The organism is Agrococcus sp. AC640b, assembly GCF_979255995.1.
This window is the reverse complement of record NZ_CEEDMM010000014.1, coordinates 1-15,862: the sequence shown is the minus strand read 5'-3', so window position 1 is coordinate 15,862 and position 15,862 is coordinate 1. Positions and strand designations below refer to the sequence as shown.

Sequence of the window (15,862 nt, the reverse complement as noted above, 5' to 3'; positions counted from 1 at the left end):
ACCCGTCGGATGGGGATGGCACGGGCGACGCGGGTAGCATCCGGGCCATGACCCAGATCACCGTGTCCGGCACCGGCGTCGAGCGTGCACCCGCAGAGCGCGCGACCGTCGTCGTGCAGACCCAGCACCGCGCGAAGCACCCAGAGGACGCCATCCGCACCGTGAGCGAGTCGCACGCGGCGATCGCAGCCCAGGCCCGTGCGTTCGTCGATGCGGGGCAGGCCGAGCGATGGCACGCCGACCGGGTCTTCGTCAGCCACCACGAGCAGTGGATCGGCGACGGCCAGCGTCGCGAGGTCGTGTTCGACGCGGCCGCGAGCGTGCACATCACGTTCCTCGACTTCGAGGCGCTCGGCGCGTGGATCGGCTCCATCGCCACGAAGCCCGTGCATCAGGTCGGCGGCATCCAGTGGTCGCTCGCCGACGAGACGACGCACGCGCTCGGCTCGAAGGCGCGCGCGGAGGCGATCGCCGACGCGCAGCGCAAGGCCGCCGACTTCGCTGCCGCGGCCGGACTCTCGACGCCGCGCATCGCGAGCATCCGCGAGGGCGGCCTCGACGACGGCCCGACCTTCAGGGCCCAGCCCATGGCGATGGGCATGCGCGCGGGCGCGGCAGCCGCCGACACGTCGATCGCGTTGCAGGGCAGCGACATCGAGGTCACGAGCGAGGTGCGCGTCGACTTCGAGGCGTGACGCGTGCACGGTGCAGCCGTGGCGGGGCGGCCGCCGCCGCGCGAGTAGCCTGGGAGCATGTCTGTCTCCGTCGCCGTGGCGGGTGCGAGTGGCTACGCCGGTGGCGAGCTGCTCCGCCTGCTCGCCCAGCACCCGGAGCTCGAGGTCGTCACCGTCACGGCGCACTCGAACGCCGGGCAGCCGCTCCTCGCCGTCCATCCGAACCTGCGATCGCTCGCATCGCTCTCCTTCGTCGAGACCACGGCGGCGCAGCTGCAGGGGCACGACGTCGTCTTCCTCGCGCTGCCGCACGGGCAGAGCGCAGCGATCGCGGCGCAGCTGCCCGACGACGTGCTCGTCGTCGATTGCGGCGCCGACCACCGGCTGCGCTCCGAGGCCGACTGGACCGCGTTCTACGGCGAGGGATGGGGCGGCGCGTGGCCGTACGGCCTGCCGGAGCTGCCCGACGGCGACGGACGCCAGCGACGCAACCTGCGCGGCGTGCGCCGCATCGCCGTGCCGGGATGCAACGTCACGGCCATCACGCTCGCGCTCGCGCCAGGCGTGCAGGCCGGTCTCGTCGATGCCACCGACGTCGTGGCGGTGCTCGCGGTCGGGCCCAGCGGCGCCGGCCGTGCGCTCAAGCCGCACCTGCTGGCCTCCGAGCTGCTCGGCAACGCCCAGGCGTACGCCGTCGGCGGCTCCCACCGCCACGTGCCCGAGATCGAGCAGAACCTCCGCGCGGCGGGCGCCGACGAGGTGCGCATCTCGTTCACGCCCGTCCTCGTGCCGATGGCGCGCGGGATCCTCGCGACGGTGACGGCGCCGTTGCGCGAGGGCGCGAGCCTCGACGACGTGCTGTCGTCCTGGCACTCGGCGTACGTCGACGAGCGCTTCGTGCACGTGCTGCCCCACGGCGAGACGCCGCGGGTGAGCGACGTCGTCGGCTCGAACAGCGCCATCATGGGCGTCACGGTCGACGAGCGCGCCGGCCGCGTCGTCGTGGTGTGCGCGATCGACAACCTCGGCAAGGGCACCGCAGGCGCCGCGATCCAGTCAGCGAACATCGCGCTGGGACTCGACGAGCACCTGGGCCTCGCGACCGACGGGCTCGCTCCGTGAGCGTGACGGCGCCGAAGGGGTTCCTGGCAGCCGGCGTCGCAGCGGGACTCAAGTCGTCGGGAGCCCGCGACGTCGCGCTCGTCGTGAACGACGGCCCGCTCGATTCCGCCGCCGCGGTGTTCACGAGCAACCGCGCGAAGGCGAACCCCGTCCTCTGGAGCGAGCAGGCGATCGCCGACGGCCGAGCTCGCGCCGTCGCGCTCAACTCCGGGGGTGCGAACTGCTTCACCGGATCGTTCGGGTTCCAGACGACGCATCAGACCGCAGAGCGCGTCGCCGAGCTCGTGGGTCTCGACGCGCAGGACGTCGTCGTGTGCTCGACGGGCCTCATCGGCGTCGGCGACGAGACGTTCCGTGCCGGCGTGCTGCACGGCATGCGGGATGCCGCGGCCGCGCTCCACGTCGACGGCGGCGACGACGCCGCGCACGCGATCATGACGACCGACTCCGTCGCGAAGCAGGTGCACGTCGTTCGCGACGGCTGGAGCGTCGGCGGCATGGCGAAGGGTGCCGGCATGCTGGCGCCCGGGCTCGCCACGATGCTCGTCGTGCTCACGACCGACGCCGTCGCCGACGCCGCGACGCTCGATGCCGCGCTGCGAGCAGCGACGCGCGTGACGTTCGACCGCCTCGACTCCGACGGCTGCATGTCGACGAACGACACCGTCGTGCTGCTGGCCTCCGGCGCCTCCGGCGTCACGCCGACGGCGGCGCAGCTCGCCGACGCCGTCACGGCCGCGAGCGACGACCTCGCCGCACGCCTGCAGGCCGACGCGGAGGGCGCGAGCCACGACATCGCCATCGAGGTCGTCGGCGCCGCCACCGAGGACGACGCCGTCGTCGTCGGCCGCTCCATCGCCCGCAACAACCTGTTCAAGGCCGCGATCTTCGGCAACGACCCCAACTGGGGGCGCGTGCTCGCCGCGATCGGCACCACCGACGCCGTCTTCGACCCGTACGACGTCGACGTGTCGTTCAACGGCGTCCGCGTCTGCACGCAGGGCGGACCCGACCGTCCGCGCGAGGAGGTCGACCTCACGCCGCGCGCGACCACGATCCTCGTCGACCTGCGCGTCGGCGATGCGGCCGCGACGATCCGCACGAACGACCTCACGCACGACTACGTGCACGAGAACTCCGCCTACGCCAGCTGAGGCAGCACGATGACGACACCGAGCACGACGGCGCCCGACGCCACCCCCGCTGCGAAGGCCGCGACCCTCATCGAGTCGCTGCCGTGGCTGCAGCGGTTCCGTGGCGCGACGATGGTCATCAAGTACGGCGGCAACGCCATGGTGAACGAGGAGCTGCAGCGCTCGTTCGCGCAGGACGTCGTCTACCTCCACCACGTGGGCATCAAGCCCGTCGTCGTGCACGGCGGCGGTCCCCAGATCTCGGCGGAGCTCGCACGGCACGGCATCGACAGCGAGTTCGTCGGCGGCTACCGCGTGACGAGCGCCGAGGCGATGAAGGTCGTGCGCATGGTGCTCACCGGCGAGGTCTCGCGGACGCTCGTGTCGCTCGTGAACGAGCACGGCCCGCACGCGGCGACCATGTCGGGCGAGGATGCCGGCCTGTTCCAGGCGGTGCGTCGCGGCGTGGTCGTCGACGGACGCGAGGTCGACCTCGGCCACGTGGGCGACGTCGTCGCCGTCGACCCTCGCCAGGTGCAGCGACTGCTCGACGACGGCGTCATCCCCGTCGTCTCCTCGGTCGCCTCCGACCGCGACCTGCCTGGCGAGTCGCTCAACGTCAACGCCGACGCGGCGGCGGCGGCGCTCGCGATCGCGCTGCAGGCCGAGAAGCTCGTCGTGCTCACCGACGTCGCAGGCCTCTACCGCGACTGGCCCGACACCTCGTCGCTCGTGACGTCGATCGGCGTCGCCGAGCTGCGTGCGCTGCTGCCGAGCCTCGCCAGCGGCATGATCCCGAAGATGCAGGCGTGCCTCGACGCCGTCGAGAGCGGCGTCGCCAAGGCGGCGATCGTCGACGGACGCGAGCCGCACGCCGTGCTGCTCGAGATCTTCACCGACTCCGGCTCCGGCACGGAGGTCCACCCCGACCCTGGAGGACACGCATGACCCGCCACTTCCTGCGCGACGACGACCTGACCCCAGCGGAGCAGTCGGCGATCCTCGACCGCGCGGCGCGCATGAAGGCCGACCGGTTCGGCGAGCAGCCCCTCGCCGGCCCGCAGACCGTCGCCGTGATCTTCGACAAGTCGTCGACGCGGACGCGCGTGTCGTTCGCGGTCGGGATCGCCGACCTCGGCGGCGTGCCGCTCGTCATCTCGACGGCCTCGAGCCAGCTCGGCGGCAAGGAGACCGCGAGCGACACGGCTCGCGTGCTGGAGCGGCAGGTCGCGGCGATCGCATGGCGCACCTACGCGCAGGCGGGTCTCGAGGAGATGGCCGCCGGCACGACCGTTCCCGTCGTCAACGCGCTCAGCGACGACTTCCACCCGTGCCAGCTGCTCGCCGACCTGCTCACCATCCGCGAGCACAAGGGCGACCTCGAGGGCCTCACCGTCGCGTTCGTCGGCGACGGCGGCGACAACATGCTGCACTCGTACCTGCTCGCGTGCGCGACCGCCGGCATCCACCTGCGCGTCGCGAACCCCGTCTCGTACGGGCCGCGCCGCGACGTCGTCGACGACGCCATCCGCATCGCCGCGACGACGGGCGGGTCGATCACGCTGCTGTCGGACCCCGCCGAGGCCGTCGCAGGCGTCGACGTGGTCGTGACCGACACCTGGGTGTCGATGGGGCGCGAGGAGCAGAAGGCGGCCAGGGTCGCTGCCTTCGGCGGCTACCAGGTGACGCGCGAGCTCATGGCGAAGGCCGCGGGCGACGCGATCTTCCTGCACTGCCTTCCCGCCGACCGCGGGTTCGAGGTCGAGGCCGAGGTCATCGACGGTCCGCAGAGCGTCATCTGGGACGAGGCGGAGAACCGCCTGCACGCGCAGAAGGCGCTCCTGGCCTGGCTCCTCGAGCAGGCGTGAGCGACGACGCGCGGGTGGCGACGACGGCACCCGCGCGGTCGCAGGGCGCGGACGTCGTCGACGACGTCGTCGACGACGCACCTCGCTCGACGCTCCGTCGACCGTGGATCGTGCGCAGGCTCCTGGGCCTCGTCGGCGACGGCGGTCGCATCATCGGCCTCGACATCGCCCGCGGGCTCGCGGTGCTGGGCATGTTCGCGGTGCACACCGGCGTCATCGCCTTCGAGTTCGCGTGGCTGGAGCCCGCCTCGTGGAGCGAGCTCGCGTGGGGCAACGCGTCGGCGACCTTCGCGGTGCTCGCGGGCGTCGCCGTCGCGATCATCGCCGGTCGCACGCGCATCCCGGACGGCGTGCCGCTGCTGCAGGCGCGCATGCGCATCCTCGTGCGCGCCGTGCTCATCTTCGTCGTCGGCGGCGCCGTCGTCGCGCTCGGCACCGAGCTCGTCGTCATCCTCGAGTTCTATGCCGTGCTCTTCGCGATGAGCCTGCCGTTCCTGCGGATGCCGTGGTGGGGGCTCGCGGCCTTCGGGTTCGGCTGGCTGCTGACGATGCCGCTGCTGCGCGTCGTCATCGTGGAGGGGCTGCGCGACGCGCGCCTGACCGACTCGGCGATCGTCGAGCTCGCGCTCACCGGCTTCTACCCGGCCTTCACGTGGTTCGGCTACACGCTGCTGGGCATGGCCATCGGCAGGCTGCCGATCGAACGGTGGCGCGTGCGGCTCGGCATCCTCGGCGCGGGCGTCGTCTCGATCGCCGCCGCGAGCCTCGGCGCCCTCGCCCTCGCTCCGCACGCCGAGGCGCTGCTGGGCGGATGGCCCGCGCTCGCGGGCATCGACGTCGCGACGCTCGTCGACCCCGAGGGGCACTCGGGCTCCACGTTCGACCTGCTGGGCTCGGCAGGCGTCGCGCTCGTCGTCATCGCCGTGTGCCTGCTCGTGCAGCGGTGGGCGCGGTGGGTGCTGTTCCCGATCGCGGCGATCGGGTCGATGAGCCTGACCGCCTACACGGCGCACGCCGTCGTCTTCCTGCTCGTCGACGGCTTCTCGTCCGACCCGTGGGCGTGGGTGCGCCTCTCGGTCGGCGTCGCGATCGGCTGCACGATCTGGCGTGCGCTGCTGCCGAAGGGACCGCTCGAATGGGCGATGTCCGCGGCGTCGCGGGCCGCGAGCGACGTGTCGGCGAGGGCGGCCGTCGGCCGATAGCCTCGACGCATGGGAACGCGTGAGGGATCGCTGTGGGGTGGGCGGTTCGCCGACGGACCGAGCCCGGAGCTCGTGGCGCTGTCGCGATCGACGCACTTCGACTGGCGGCTCGCGCCGCACGACATCCGTGGCTCCAAGGCGCACGCGACGGCGCTGCACGCCGCCGGGCACCTCACCGACGACGAGCTGCAGGGCATGCATGCCGCGCTCGACGAGCTCGCGGCGCAGGTCGCCGACGGCACGTTCACGGCTGCGGAGTCCGACGAGGACGTGCACGGCGCGCTCGAGCGCGGCCTGATCGCGATCGCAGGTGCCGACCTCGGGGGTCGCATCCGCGCCGGCCGCAGCCGCAACGACCAGATCGCCACCCTCGTGCGCATGTGGATGCTCGAGGCCTCGGATCGCGTCGAGCGCGGCGTGCGCGCCGTGATCGCCGCGCTCGTCGAGCAGGCGCAGGCGCACCCCTCCGCACCCATGCCCGGTCGCACGCACCTGCAGCACGCGCAGCCCGTGCTGCTCTCGCACCACCTCCTCGCCCACGCGTGGCCGCTCGTGCGCGACCTCGAGCGCCTCGCGCAGTGGCGGGAGCGGGCGAGCGCGTCGCCGTACGGCGCAGGCGCCCTCGCGGGCTCGTCGCTCGGCCTCGACCCCGCGCTCGTCGCCCGCGAGCTCGGGCTGTCCGGCCCCACCGAGAACTCCCTCGACGCGACGAGCGCCCGCGACGTCGTCGCCGAGCTGGCGTTCATCGGCACCCTGATCGCCACGAACGTCTCCCGGCTGTCGGAGGAGATCATCCTGTGGTCGACGCGCGAGTTCGGGTTCGTGCGGCTGCACGACGCGTTCTCGACGGGGTCGTCGATCATGCCGCAGAAGAAGAACCCCGACGTCGCCGAGCTCGCGCGCGGCAAGGCCGGGCGCATCCTCGGCGACCTCACGGGCCTGCTCGCGACCTTGAAGGCGCTGCCGCTCGCGTACAACCGCGACCTGCAGGAGGACAAGGAGCCGATCTTCGACATCGTCGACCAGCTCGACCTCGTGCTGCCCGCCTTCGCGGGGCTCGTCGCGACGCTCTCGTTCGACGAGGCGCGCATGCGCTCCCTGGCGCCGGAGGGCTTCGCGCTCGCGACCGACGTGGCCGAGTGGCTCGTGCGCGAGCGCGTGCCGTTCCGCGAGGCGCACGAGATCGCCGGCGCCCTCGTGCAGCACTGCGAGGAGCGCGGCATCGAGCTGCACGAGCCCAGCGACGACGACTACGCCGCGATCGACCCGCGCCTGACGCCGGGCGTGCGGGCCGTGCTCGACGTCGACGGTGCGATCGCCAGCAGGTCGGGCGTCGGCGGCACTGCGCCGTCGGCGGTCGCGACCCAGCTCGCGTCGCTGCAGGCGCGTCTGGCCGCGCTCGACTGAGTCGCGTCCGTGCGCCTCAGCGCACGAGCAGCCACGCCGCGACGCCCCACACGCCCGCGACGGTGAGGCTCGCGAGCGACCCGACGAGGAATCGCTCGCGCATGCGCGCCGCTGCCCCCTCGCCGTCTCCCGAGAGCTCGCCGAACCTGCCGACGGCCTTGATCGCGACGATCGCGGCGACGATCGTCGGCTCGGCGACGGCGATCGCGAGGATCGTCGACGCGCGCTCCAGCACGCCGATCATCGACCCTCCGCGCATCGTGCCCTGCGGGGGCGCGAGGTCGGGCTTTGCGCGTGGAGGCGAGCCGGGGGAGTCGAGCTGCGCGAGCGTCGGCGGGTCGGCGAGGCGGAAGACCACGTGCACGACGCTCGCGCCGTGCGCGGTGCCGGCGGCGGTGACCCCTGCGACGACGAGGACCTGCAGCCAGGCCGGCTCGATGCTCCATGCGATCCCGGCTGCGGCGAGCGCTCCCACCGCGACGGTGCCTGCGACCGCGGCGACGCCGTGCCACACGACGGTCCTGTCACGCATCCGCGCCACCTCCGAGCCGATCGAGCATGCCCACGACGGTAGCGACGCCCACCGACTCGATGCGGATGCCTGCGGCGACCGCGCGCGCGGAGACGGCGCTCGCGGAGATCTCGAGCACGTCGGCGACCTCCCGCTGCGTGGCGAGTCGCTCGAGCAGGTCGGCGACCTCCCAGCCTTCCCGCGTGCGGCGGTCGCGAAGCGCGACGATGAGCCACAGCACGGCCTCGAGCTCCTCGGCGCCCAGCGCCAGCGCGTCGTCGTCGACCTCCGCGGCGACGCGCGTGGGTGCGTGCTTCGCGCGATCGACGGCACGGCGAGCGGCGAAGAACGCCGGTCCGCTCGATGCTGCCGGGTCGTCGGCGATCGTGCCCTCGCCGATGCCGATGCCGACGCTCCAGTCCCGAGAGCGCGTGAGGTCGAGGGCGATGCGCACGACCGCAGCGGCATCGGTGGAGACGAGCTGCAGCTCGTCGCCGGCGAAGCGGGCGATGGGGGAGCGCAGCGCGCGCCGCCACCGGTCGGCGAGCGCCGAGCGCGTCTCGTCGACGTCGTCGACGTGGCTGCGCGAGCCCCGCCGGTCGATCGTGAGCACGATGACGTGCATGGAGCACCTCCAGTCCTCAGGCTGCATCGATCGATATCAAGCCTACAGGCTTGATCCGCAGTCAACAAGCCTCTGGGCTTGATGTCGTCGGACACGTTCGTCCGCGAGATCGCTACGCTGGACCACGTGCAGACCGCGCCCATCCAGCTCGATCCGACCTTCGAGACCGTGTGGGACGAGCTCGTCTATCGGGGGTCCGTGCACGTCTCGACCGACGCAGACGCACTGCGCACGGCCCTCGGTGGCGAGCCGATCACGTTCTACTGCGGCTTCGACCCGACGGCGCCGAGCCTGCACCTCGGCAACCTCGCGCAGCTCGTCGTCATGCGCAGGCTGCAGCTCGCCGGCCACCACCCGCTCGGCCTCGTCGGAGGCTCGACGGGGCTCATCGGCGATCCCAAGCCCACGAGCGAGCGTCAGCTCAACGCACGCGAGACCGTCGCGGAATGGGTGTCGTACCTGCAGGGGCAGGTCTCGCGCTTCGTGGCGACCGACGGCGCCAATCCCATGCGCCTCGTGAACAACCTCGACTGGACGGCGCCGCTGTCGACGGTCGACTTCCTCAGGGAGGTCGGCAAGCACTTCCGCGTCGGCACGATGCTGAAGAAGGACGCCGTCGCTGCGCGACTCGAGTCCGACGAGGGCATCTCGTACGCCGAGTTCAGCTACCAGGTGCTCCAGGGCATGGACTTCCTCGAGCTCTACCGCACGTACGGGTGCACCCTGCAGACGGGGGGCTCGGACCAGTGGGGCAACCTCACGGCAGGCACCGAGCTGATCCGCAAGGCCGAGGGCGCGCACGTGCACGCGATCGGGACGCCGCTCATCACCGAGCCCGACGGACGCAAGTTCGGCAAGAGCGAGGGCAACGCGGTCTGGCTGGACGCGAACCTGACGACGCCGTACGCGATGTACCAGTTCTGGCTCAACCAGGACGACGCGATCGTCGTGCAGCTGCTGCGGGCGTTCACGTTCCTGACCCGGGAGCGCATCGACGCGCTCGAGGTCGCCGTCGCCGAGGCGCCGTTCCGACGTGAGGCGCAGAAGGTGCTCGCCGCGGAGGTGACCGCCTACGTGCACGGAGCCGAGGCGACCCAGCAGGCGATGGACGCCTCGGCCGCGCTCTTCGGCTCCGGGGACCTCGCGGCCCTCGGCGTCGACACGCTCGCGGCGGCGATCGCCTCGCTCGAGCTCGTCACGGCGACGCCCGACGCGCCCGTGCTGCAGCTGCTGCAGGAGGCCGGGCTCGTCGACTCGCTCTCCGATGGGCGACGAGCCATCGCCCAGGGCGGGGTGTCGGTGAACAACCAGCGCATCGACGACGCCTCCGCGACCCTCGACGGCAGGCTGCTGCACGGCAGGTACGCCGTGCTGCGACGCGGCAAGAAGGCGCTCGCCGGCGTCGACGCCGGCTGACCGACGCACGCAGCAGGGGCTCCGCATCCGCGGGGCCCCTTCGTGCGTCTGTCGCGACGCACCCCGGGCCTCCCCGCTCGACACGCCCGGGATCGGCCGGATTTGGGTGCGCAGCGGGTGCGCACCGTAGAGTTCCTACTCGTCACCCCAAAGGTGCCGGGCCCGGAACGGGTCGGGGCCTCAAGAGGGACCACCTCCACGAAGAGCCGGCCGGCAGGTCTTGCGCCACGCCGCCGTCGCTCGTACAGTGGAGAGCCACTCGACGCCGATCGCCCGCACTACCGGATTCAGCTCCGGATGAGCGTGCGACACGCCGGATTCGCTCCGGCCGAGTCGAGATGCTAGCCTTCACAGGTTGCCATCTCGCGGAGAGTCGCGTGGCAAGCAAGCAGGGCCTCGATGCAATCCCGTGAGGGTGCGGTCGTGAGCGTCCGATCCTTGAGAACTCAACAGCGTGCACAATGTCAAATGCCAAATTTACCTCGTCGCATCTTCGGATGCGTTGAGATTCCTTTTTGACAAACGAGAAAGTCAGTAGACCTTCTTTTGTCAGCTTCAAACTCGCTGTCGCCGGCTTGCCGGTGGGAGCAAAGATTCTTTATGGAGAGTTTGATCCTGGCTCAGGATGAACGCTGGCGGCGTGCTTAACACATGCAAGTCGAACGATGAAGGGGGAGCTTGCTTCCCTGGATTAGTGGCGAACGGGTGAGTAACACGTGAGCAATCTGCCCTTGACTCTGGGATAAGCGTTGGAAACGACGTCTAATACCGGATACGAGCTGTGAAGGCATCTTCAACAGTTGGAAAGAACTTCGGTCAAGGATGAGCTCGCGGCCTATCAGGTAGTTGGTGAGGTAATGGCTCACCAAGCCTACGACGGGTAGCCGGCCTGAGAGGGTGACCGGCCACACTGGGACTGAGACACGGCCCAGACTCCTACGGGAGGCAGCAGTGGGGAATATTGCACAATGGGCGCAAGCCTGATGCAGCAACGCCGCGTGAGGGACGAAGGCCTTCGGGTTGTAAACCTCTTTTAGCAGGGAAGAAGCGAGAGTGACGGTACCTGCAGAAAAAGCACCGGCTAACTACGTGCCAGCAGCCGCGGTAATACGTAGGGTGCGAGCGTTATCCGGAATTATTGGGCGTAAAGAGCTCGTAGGCGGTCTGTCGCGTCTGCTGTGAAATCCCGAGGCTCAACCTCGGGCTTGCAGTGGGTACGGGCAGACTAGAGTGCGGTAGGGGAGATTGGAATTCCTGGTGTAGCGGTGGAATGCGCAGATATCAGGAGGAACACCGATGGCGAAGGCAGATCTCTGGGCCGTTACTGACGCTGAGGAGCGAAAGCGTGGGGAGCAAACAGGCTTAGATACCCTGGTAGTCCACGCCGTAAACGTTGGGAACTAGATGTGGGGACCATTCCACGGTCTCCGTGTCGTAGCTAACGCATTAAGTTCCCCGCCTGGGGAGTACGGCCGCAAGGCTAAAACTCAAAGGAATTGACGGGGGCCCGCACAAGCGGCGGAGCATGCGGATTAATTCGATGCAACGCGAAGAACCTTACCAAGGCTTGACATATACGAGAACGCACTGGAGACAGTGAACTCTTTGGACACTCGTAAACAGGTGGTGCATGGTTGTCGTCAGCTCGTGTCGTGAGATGTTGGGTTAAGTCCCGCAACGAGCGCAACCCTCGTCCTATGTTGCCAGCACGTTATGGTGGGAACTCATGGGATACTGCCGGGGTCAACTCGGAGGAAGGTGGGGATGAGGTCAAATCATCATGCCCCTTATGTCTTGGGCTTCACGCATGCTACAATGGCCGGTACAATGGGCTGCGATACCGTAAGGTGGAGCGAATCCCAAAAAGCCGGTCTCAGTTCGGATTGAGGTCTGCAACTCGACCTCATGAAGTCGGAGTCGCTAGTAATCGCAGATCAGCAACGCTGCGGTGAATACGTTCCCGGGCCTTGTACACACCGCCCGTCAAGTCATGAAAGTCGGTAACACCCGAAGCCGGTGGCCTAACCCTTGTGGAGGGAGCCGTCGAAGGTGGGATCGGTAATTAGGACTAAGTCGTAACAAGGTAGCCGTACCGGAAGGTGCGGCTGGATCACCTCCTTTCTAAGGAGCATCTGGTCGGGCAACCGATCCAGAGGCCAGTTCGGTCGCGTTCGTCGATCGCTGGTTGCTCAAGGGTGGAACATTGACATGTGCATCGCGTCTCCTCGGGGATGTCTCAGTACAGTCGGCTTGCCGGCTAGGAACGGATGCCTCGGGTGGGGTGTGGTGCGTGCACGCTGTTGGGTCCTGAGGGACCGGACGAGCTGCTTCGGCGGCTTCGGCTCGACCCTCGGACCGGCATGAACCAGCAGTTGTTGGGGAGTGTTGGTACCGACCGTATGTTGAGAACTACACAGTGGACGCGAGCATCTTAGAGCTCCAGGCTTCGGTCTGGATGTTCTGATCAAAATTATTTGGTGCACCCGTATGGGTGCTTCCGATAACCAACACTCATGTGTGATCAAGTCTTTAAGAGCAAACGGTGGATGCCTTGGCATCTGGAGCCGATGAAGGACGTAGTAATCTGCGATAAGCCTCGGGGAGCTGATAAACGAGCCTCGATCCGAGGATTTCCGAATGGGGAAACCCCGCTGGGCGGCGTGCCGACCCAGTGACTCCCGCCTGAATATATAGGGCGGGTAGAGGGAACGTGGGGAAGTGAAACATCTCAGTACCCACAGGAAGAGAAAACAACCGTGATTCCGTTAGTAGTGGCGAGCGAAAGCGGAAGAGGCCAAACCGATCGTGTGTGATAGCCGGCAGGCGTTGCACGATCGGGGTTGCGGGACCTCTCATGTCGGTCTGCCGATCGACGAGCGTTACAGCGCAGTATAGACGAAGAGCTTGGAACGGCTCACCATAGAGGGTGACAGTCCTGTAGTCGAAATGCTGTTATGGCGCGAGGGGGATCCCAAGTAGCACGGGGCCCGAGAAATCCCGTGTGAATCTGCCAGGACCACCTGGTAAGCCTAAATACTCCCAGATGACCGATAGCGGACAAGTACCGTGAGGGAAAGGTGAAAAGTACCCCGGGAGGGGAGTGAAATAGTACCTGAAACCGTTTGCTTACAAACCGTCGGAGCAGCCCTAGTAGCTGTGACGGCGTGCCTTTTGAAGAATGAGCCTGCGAGTTAGCGATATGTGGCGAGGTTAACCCGTGTGGGGTAGCCGTAGCGAAAGCGAGTCTGAATAGGGCGATTCAGTCGCATGTCCTAGACCCGAAGCGAAGTGATCTATCCATGGCCAGGTTGAAGCGAGGGTAAGACCTCGTGGAGGACCGAACCCACTTAGGTTGAAAACTGAGGGGATGAGCTGTGGATAGGGGTGAAAGGCCAATCAAACTTCGTGATAGCTGGTTCTCTCCGAAATGCATTTAGGTGCAGCGTTGCGTGTTTCTTGCCGGAGGTAGAGCTACTGGATGGCCGATGGGCCCTAAAAGGTTACTGACGTCAGCCAAACTCCGAATGCCGGTAAGTGAGAGCGCAGCAGTGAGACTGTGGGGGATAAGCTTCATAGTCGAGAGGGAAACAACCCAGACCATCAACTAAGGTCCCTAAGCGTGTGCTAAGTGGAAAAGGATGTCGAGTTGCTTAGACAACCAGGAGGTTGGCTTAGAAGCAGCCACCCTTGAAAGAGTGCGTAATAGCTCACTGGTCAAGTGATTCGGCGCCGACAATGTAACGGGGCTCAAGCACACCACCGAAGTTATGGGATTCGCGCAACAGCTCGGCAGCCACTTGATGGCTGTCCAGGCGTGCGGATCGGTAGGAGAGCGTCGTGCAGCGAGCGAAGCGGCGGTGGAAACCAGCCGTGGATGCTGCACGAGTGAGAATGCAGGCATGAGTAGCGAAAGACATGTGAGAAACATGTCCTCCGAAAGACCAAGGGTTCCAGGGTCAAGCTAATCTTCCCTGGGTAAGCCGGGACCTAAGGCGAGGCCGACAGGCGTAGTCGATGGACAGCAGGTTGATATTCCTGCGCTGGCGAAGAACCGCCCAAGTCAATCCAGTGATGCTAAGAGTCCGAATCCTTCGGTATCGATCCCTTCGGGGTGAGAGCCGTTGGGCTAGCACTCGACCCTATGCTGGTGCGGCTAGCGTATTAACAGGTGTGACGCAGGAAGGTAGTCGAACCGGGCCGATGGTTGAGTCCGGGCAAGGTCGTAGGGGTGAAGATAGGCAAATCCGTCTTCAACATTCCCTGAGAGCCGATGCCGAACCCTAGAGGGAAGTCGACGATCCTATGCTGCCGAGAAAAGCATCGACGCGAGGTTCAAGTCACCCGTACCCCAAACCGACTCAGGTGGTCAGGTAGAGAATACTAAGGAGATCGAGAGAATCGTGGTTAAGGAACTCGGCAAAATGCCCCCGTAACTTCGGGAGAAGGGGGGCCTGAGGCGTGATGGGACTTGCTCCCTGAGCGTTTGACGGCCGCAGAGACCAGTGGGAAGCGACTGTTTACTAAAAACACAGGTCCGTGCGAAGTCGCAAGACGATGTATACGGACTGACGCCTGCCCGGTGCTGGAAGGTTAAGAGGAAGGGTTAGCGCAAGCGAAGCTCTGAATTTAAGCCCCAGTAAACGGCGGTGGTAACTATAACCATCCTAAGGTAGCGAAATTCCTTGTCGGGTAAGTTCCGACCTGCACGAATGGCGTAACGACTTCCCAGCTGTCTCAACCGCGAACTCGGCGAAATTGCACTACGAGTAAAGATGCTCGTTACGCGCAGAAGGACGGAAAGACCCCGTGACCTTTACTATAGTTTGGTATTGGTATTCGGCGTGACTTGTGTAGGATAGGTGGGAGACTGTGAAGCTTGGACGCTAGTTCAGGTGGAGTCATCGTTGAAATACCACTCTGGTCACTCTGGATATCTAACTTCGAACCGTGATCCGGTTCAGGGACAGTGCCTGATGGGTAGTTTAACTGGGGCGGTTGCCTCCCAAAGAGTAACGGAGGCGCCCAAAGGTTCCCTCAACCTGGTTGGCAATCAGGTGTCGAGTGTAAGTGCACAAGGGAGCTTGACTGTGACAGTGACAACTGGAGCAGGGACGAAAGTCGGGACTAGTGATCCGGCAGTGGCTTGTGGAAGCGCTGTCGCTCAACGGATAAAAGGTACCTCGGGGATAACAGGCTGATCTTGCCCAAGAGTCCATATCGACGGCATGGTTTGGCACCTCGATGTCGGCTCGTCGCATCCTGGGGCTGGAGTAGGTCCCAAGGGTTGGGCTGTTCGCCCATTAAAGCGGCACGCGAGCTGGGTTTAGAACGTCGTGAGACAGTTCGGTCCCTATCCTCTGTGCGCGTAGGAAGTTTGAGAGGATCTGACCCTAGTACGAGAGGACCGGGTTGGACGAACCTCTGGTGTGTCAGTTGTTCCGCCAGGAGCACCGCTGATTAGCTACGTTCGGGATGGATAACCGCTGAAAGCATCTAAGCGGGAAGCCGGCCTCAAGATGAGACTTCCATGCCTTCGGGCGAGAGGCCCCCAGCCAGACGACTGGGTTGATAGGCCGGATGTGGAAGCGGGGACTAACGACCCGTGGAGCTGACCGGTACTAATAGGCCGATGACTTGATAACACATCACATGAGCGTGATGCTTGCGTCCACTTTGTGGTTCTCGATGGACGGTCGAGAACAGGAATCCGCTAGGATTCGACTGAAACATCAATAGTGTTTCGGCGGCCATAGCGTGAGGGAAACGCCCGGTTACATTCCGAACCCGGAAGCTAAGCCTCACAGCGCCGATGGTACTGCAGGGGGGACCCTGTGGGAGAGTAGGACACCGCCGGACTTCTTTTCGAAAGGGGCCCCAGCCATGATGCTGGGGCCCCTTTCGCTT

Annotated in this window: 10 protein-coding genes and 3 rRNA genes; 11 read left to right on the top strand and 2 right to left on the bottom strand. The window is 66.5% G+C overall.

Annotated features, from left to right (window positions below; translation table 11 throughout):
• The first annotated feature begins 47 nt into the window (after positions 1-47).
• From ACZ6H8_RS07110 to argH, 7 genes are read left to right on the top strand one after another with little or no spacing between them, the layout of a single operon-like run.
• Entirely contained in the window at positions 48-695 is a 648-nt protein-coding gene (locus ACZ6H8_RS07110) for an SIMPL domain-containing protein (protein WP_464145857.1), read from the top strand.
• A 57-nt stretch (positions 696-752) separates the two neighbouring features.
• A complete protein-coding gene (gene argC / locus ACZ6H8_RS07105) occupies positions 753-1,796 on the top strand; it encodes an N-acetyl-gamma-glutamyl-phosphate reductase (RefSeq protein WP_464145855.1) in 1,044 nt (347 codons plus the stop codon).
• The gene (argJ, locus tag ACZ6H8_RS07100; RefSeq protein ID WP_464145854.1) at positions 1,793-2,950 is read left to right on the top strand and encodes a bifunctional glutamate N-acetyltransferase/amino-acid acetyltransferase ArgJ; all 1,158 of its coding nucleotides are present in this window, start codon (positions 1,793-1,795) and stop codon (positions 2,948-2,950) included. Before argC ends, argJ begins: the two co-directional genes overlap by 4 nt.
• A 9-nt stretch (positions 2,951-2,959) precedes the next feature.
• The gene (gene argB, locus ACZ6H8_RS07095; protein WP_464145852.1) at positions 2,960-3,877 is read left to right on the top strand and encodes an acetylglutamate kinase; all 918 of its coding nucleotides are present in this window, start codon (positions 2,960-2,962) and stop codon (positions 3,875-3,877) included.
• On the top strand, positions 3,874-4,797 hold the full coding sequence (gene argF, locus ACZ6H8_RS07090; protein WP_464145850.1) for an ornithine carbamoyltransferase: 924 nt from the start codon (positions 3,874-3,876) through the stop codon (positions 4,795-4,797). Before argB ends, argF begins: the two co-directional genes overlap by 4 nt.
• Positions 4,794-5,999: a heparan-alpha-glucosaminide N-acetyltransferase domain-containing protein gene (locus ACZ6H8_RS07085; protein ID WP_464145848.1), complete on the top strand. Its 1,206-nt coding sequence runs from the start codon at positions 4,794-4,796 to the stop codon at positions 5,997-5,999. Before argF ends, ACZ6H8_RS07085 begins: the two co-directional genes overlap by 4 nt.
• A 9-nt stretch (positions 6,000-6,008) precedes the next feature.
• Positions 6,009-7,406 carry an argininosuccinate lyase gene (argH, locus tag ACZ6H8_RS07080; protein WP_464145847.1) on the top strand — a complete coding sequence of 466 codons (1,398 nt, stop codon included), beginning with the start codon at positions 6,009-6,011 and terminating at the stop codon, positions 7,404-7,406.
• Between the two features lie 16 nt (positions 7,407-7,422).
• Here the strand turns inward: argH and ACZ6H8_RS07075 are convergent, their stop codons facing one another.
• Both ACZ6H8_RS07075 and ACZ6H8_RS07070 read right to left on the bottom strand, forming a co-directional pair.
• The gene (locus tag ACZ6H8_RS07075) at positions 7,423-7,938 is read right to left on the bottom strand and encodes a hypothetical protein (protein ID WP_464145845.1); all 516 of its coding nucleotides are present in this window, start codon (positions 7,936-7,938) and stop codon (positions 7,423-7,425) included.
• Positions 7,931-8,542: a DNA-binding protein gene (locus ACZ6H8_RS07070; protein WP_464145843.1), complete on the bottom strand. Its 612-nt coding sequence runs from the start codon at positions 8,540-8,542 to the stop codon at positions 7,931-7,933. Before ACZ6H8_RS07070 ends, ACZ6H8_RS07075 begins: the two co-directional genes overlap by 8 nt.
• A gap of 81 nt (positions 8,543-8,623) precedes the next feature.
• Here ACZ6H8_RS07070 and tyrS point away from each other — a divergent pair, with 81 nt between their 5' ends.
• The 4 genes from tyrS (at position 8,624) to rrf (ending at position 15,814) form a co-directional block, all read left to right on the top strand.
• Positions 8,624-9,958, top strand: a complete 1,335-nt coding sequence (gene tyrS / locus ACZ6H8_RS07065; RefSeq protein ID WP_464145932.1) for a tyrosine--tRNA ligase — start codon at positions 8,624-8,626, stop codon at positions 9,956-9,958.
• Positions 9,959-10,555: 597 nt separating this feature from the next.
• Positions 10,556-12,079: ribosomal RNA gene (locus ACZ6H8_RS07060) — 16S ribosomal RNA — on the top strand.
• A 398-nt stretch (positions 12,080-12,477) separates the two neighbouring features.
• A 23S ribosomal RNA gene (locus tag ACZ6H8_RS07055) occupies positions 12,478-15,600 on the top strand.
• A gap of 97 nt (positions 15,601-15,697) precedes the next feature.
• Positions 15,698-15,814, top strand: a 5S ribosomal RNA gene (gene rrf / locus ACZ6H8_RS07050).
• Together the 16S, 23S and 5S rRNA genes form the textbook arrangement of a ribosomal RNA operon.
• Positions 15,815-15,862 lie beyond the last annotated feature (48 nt).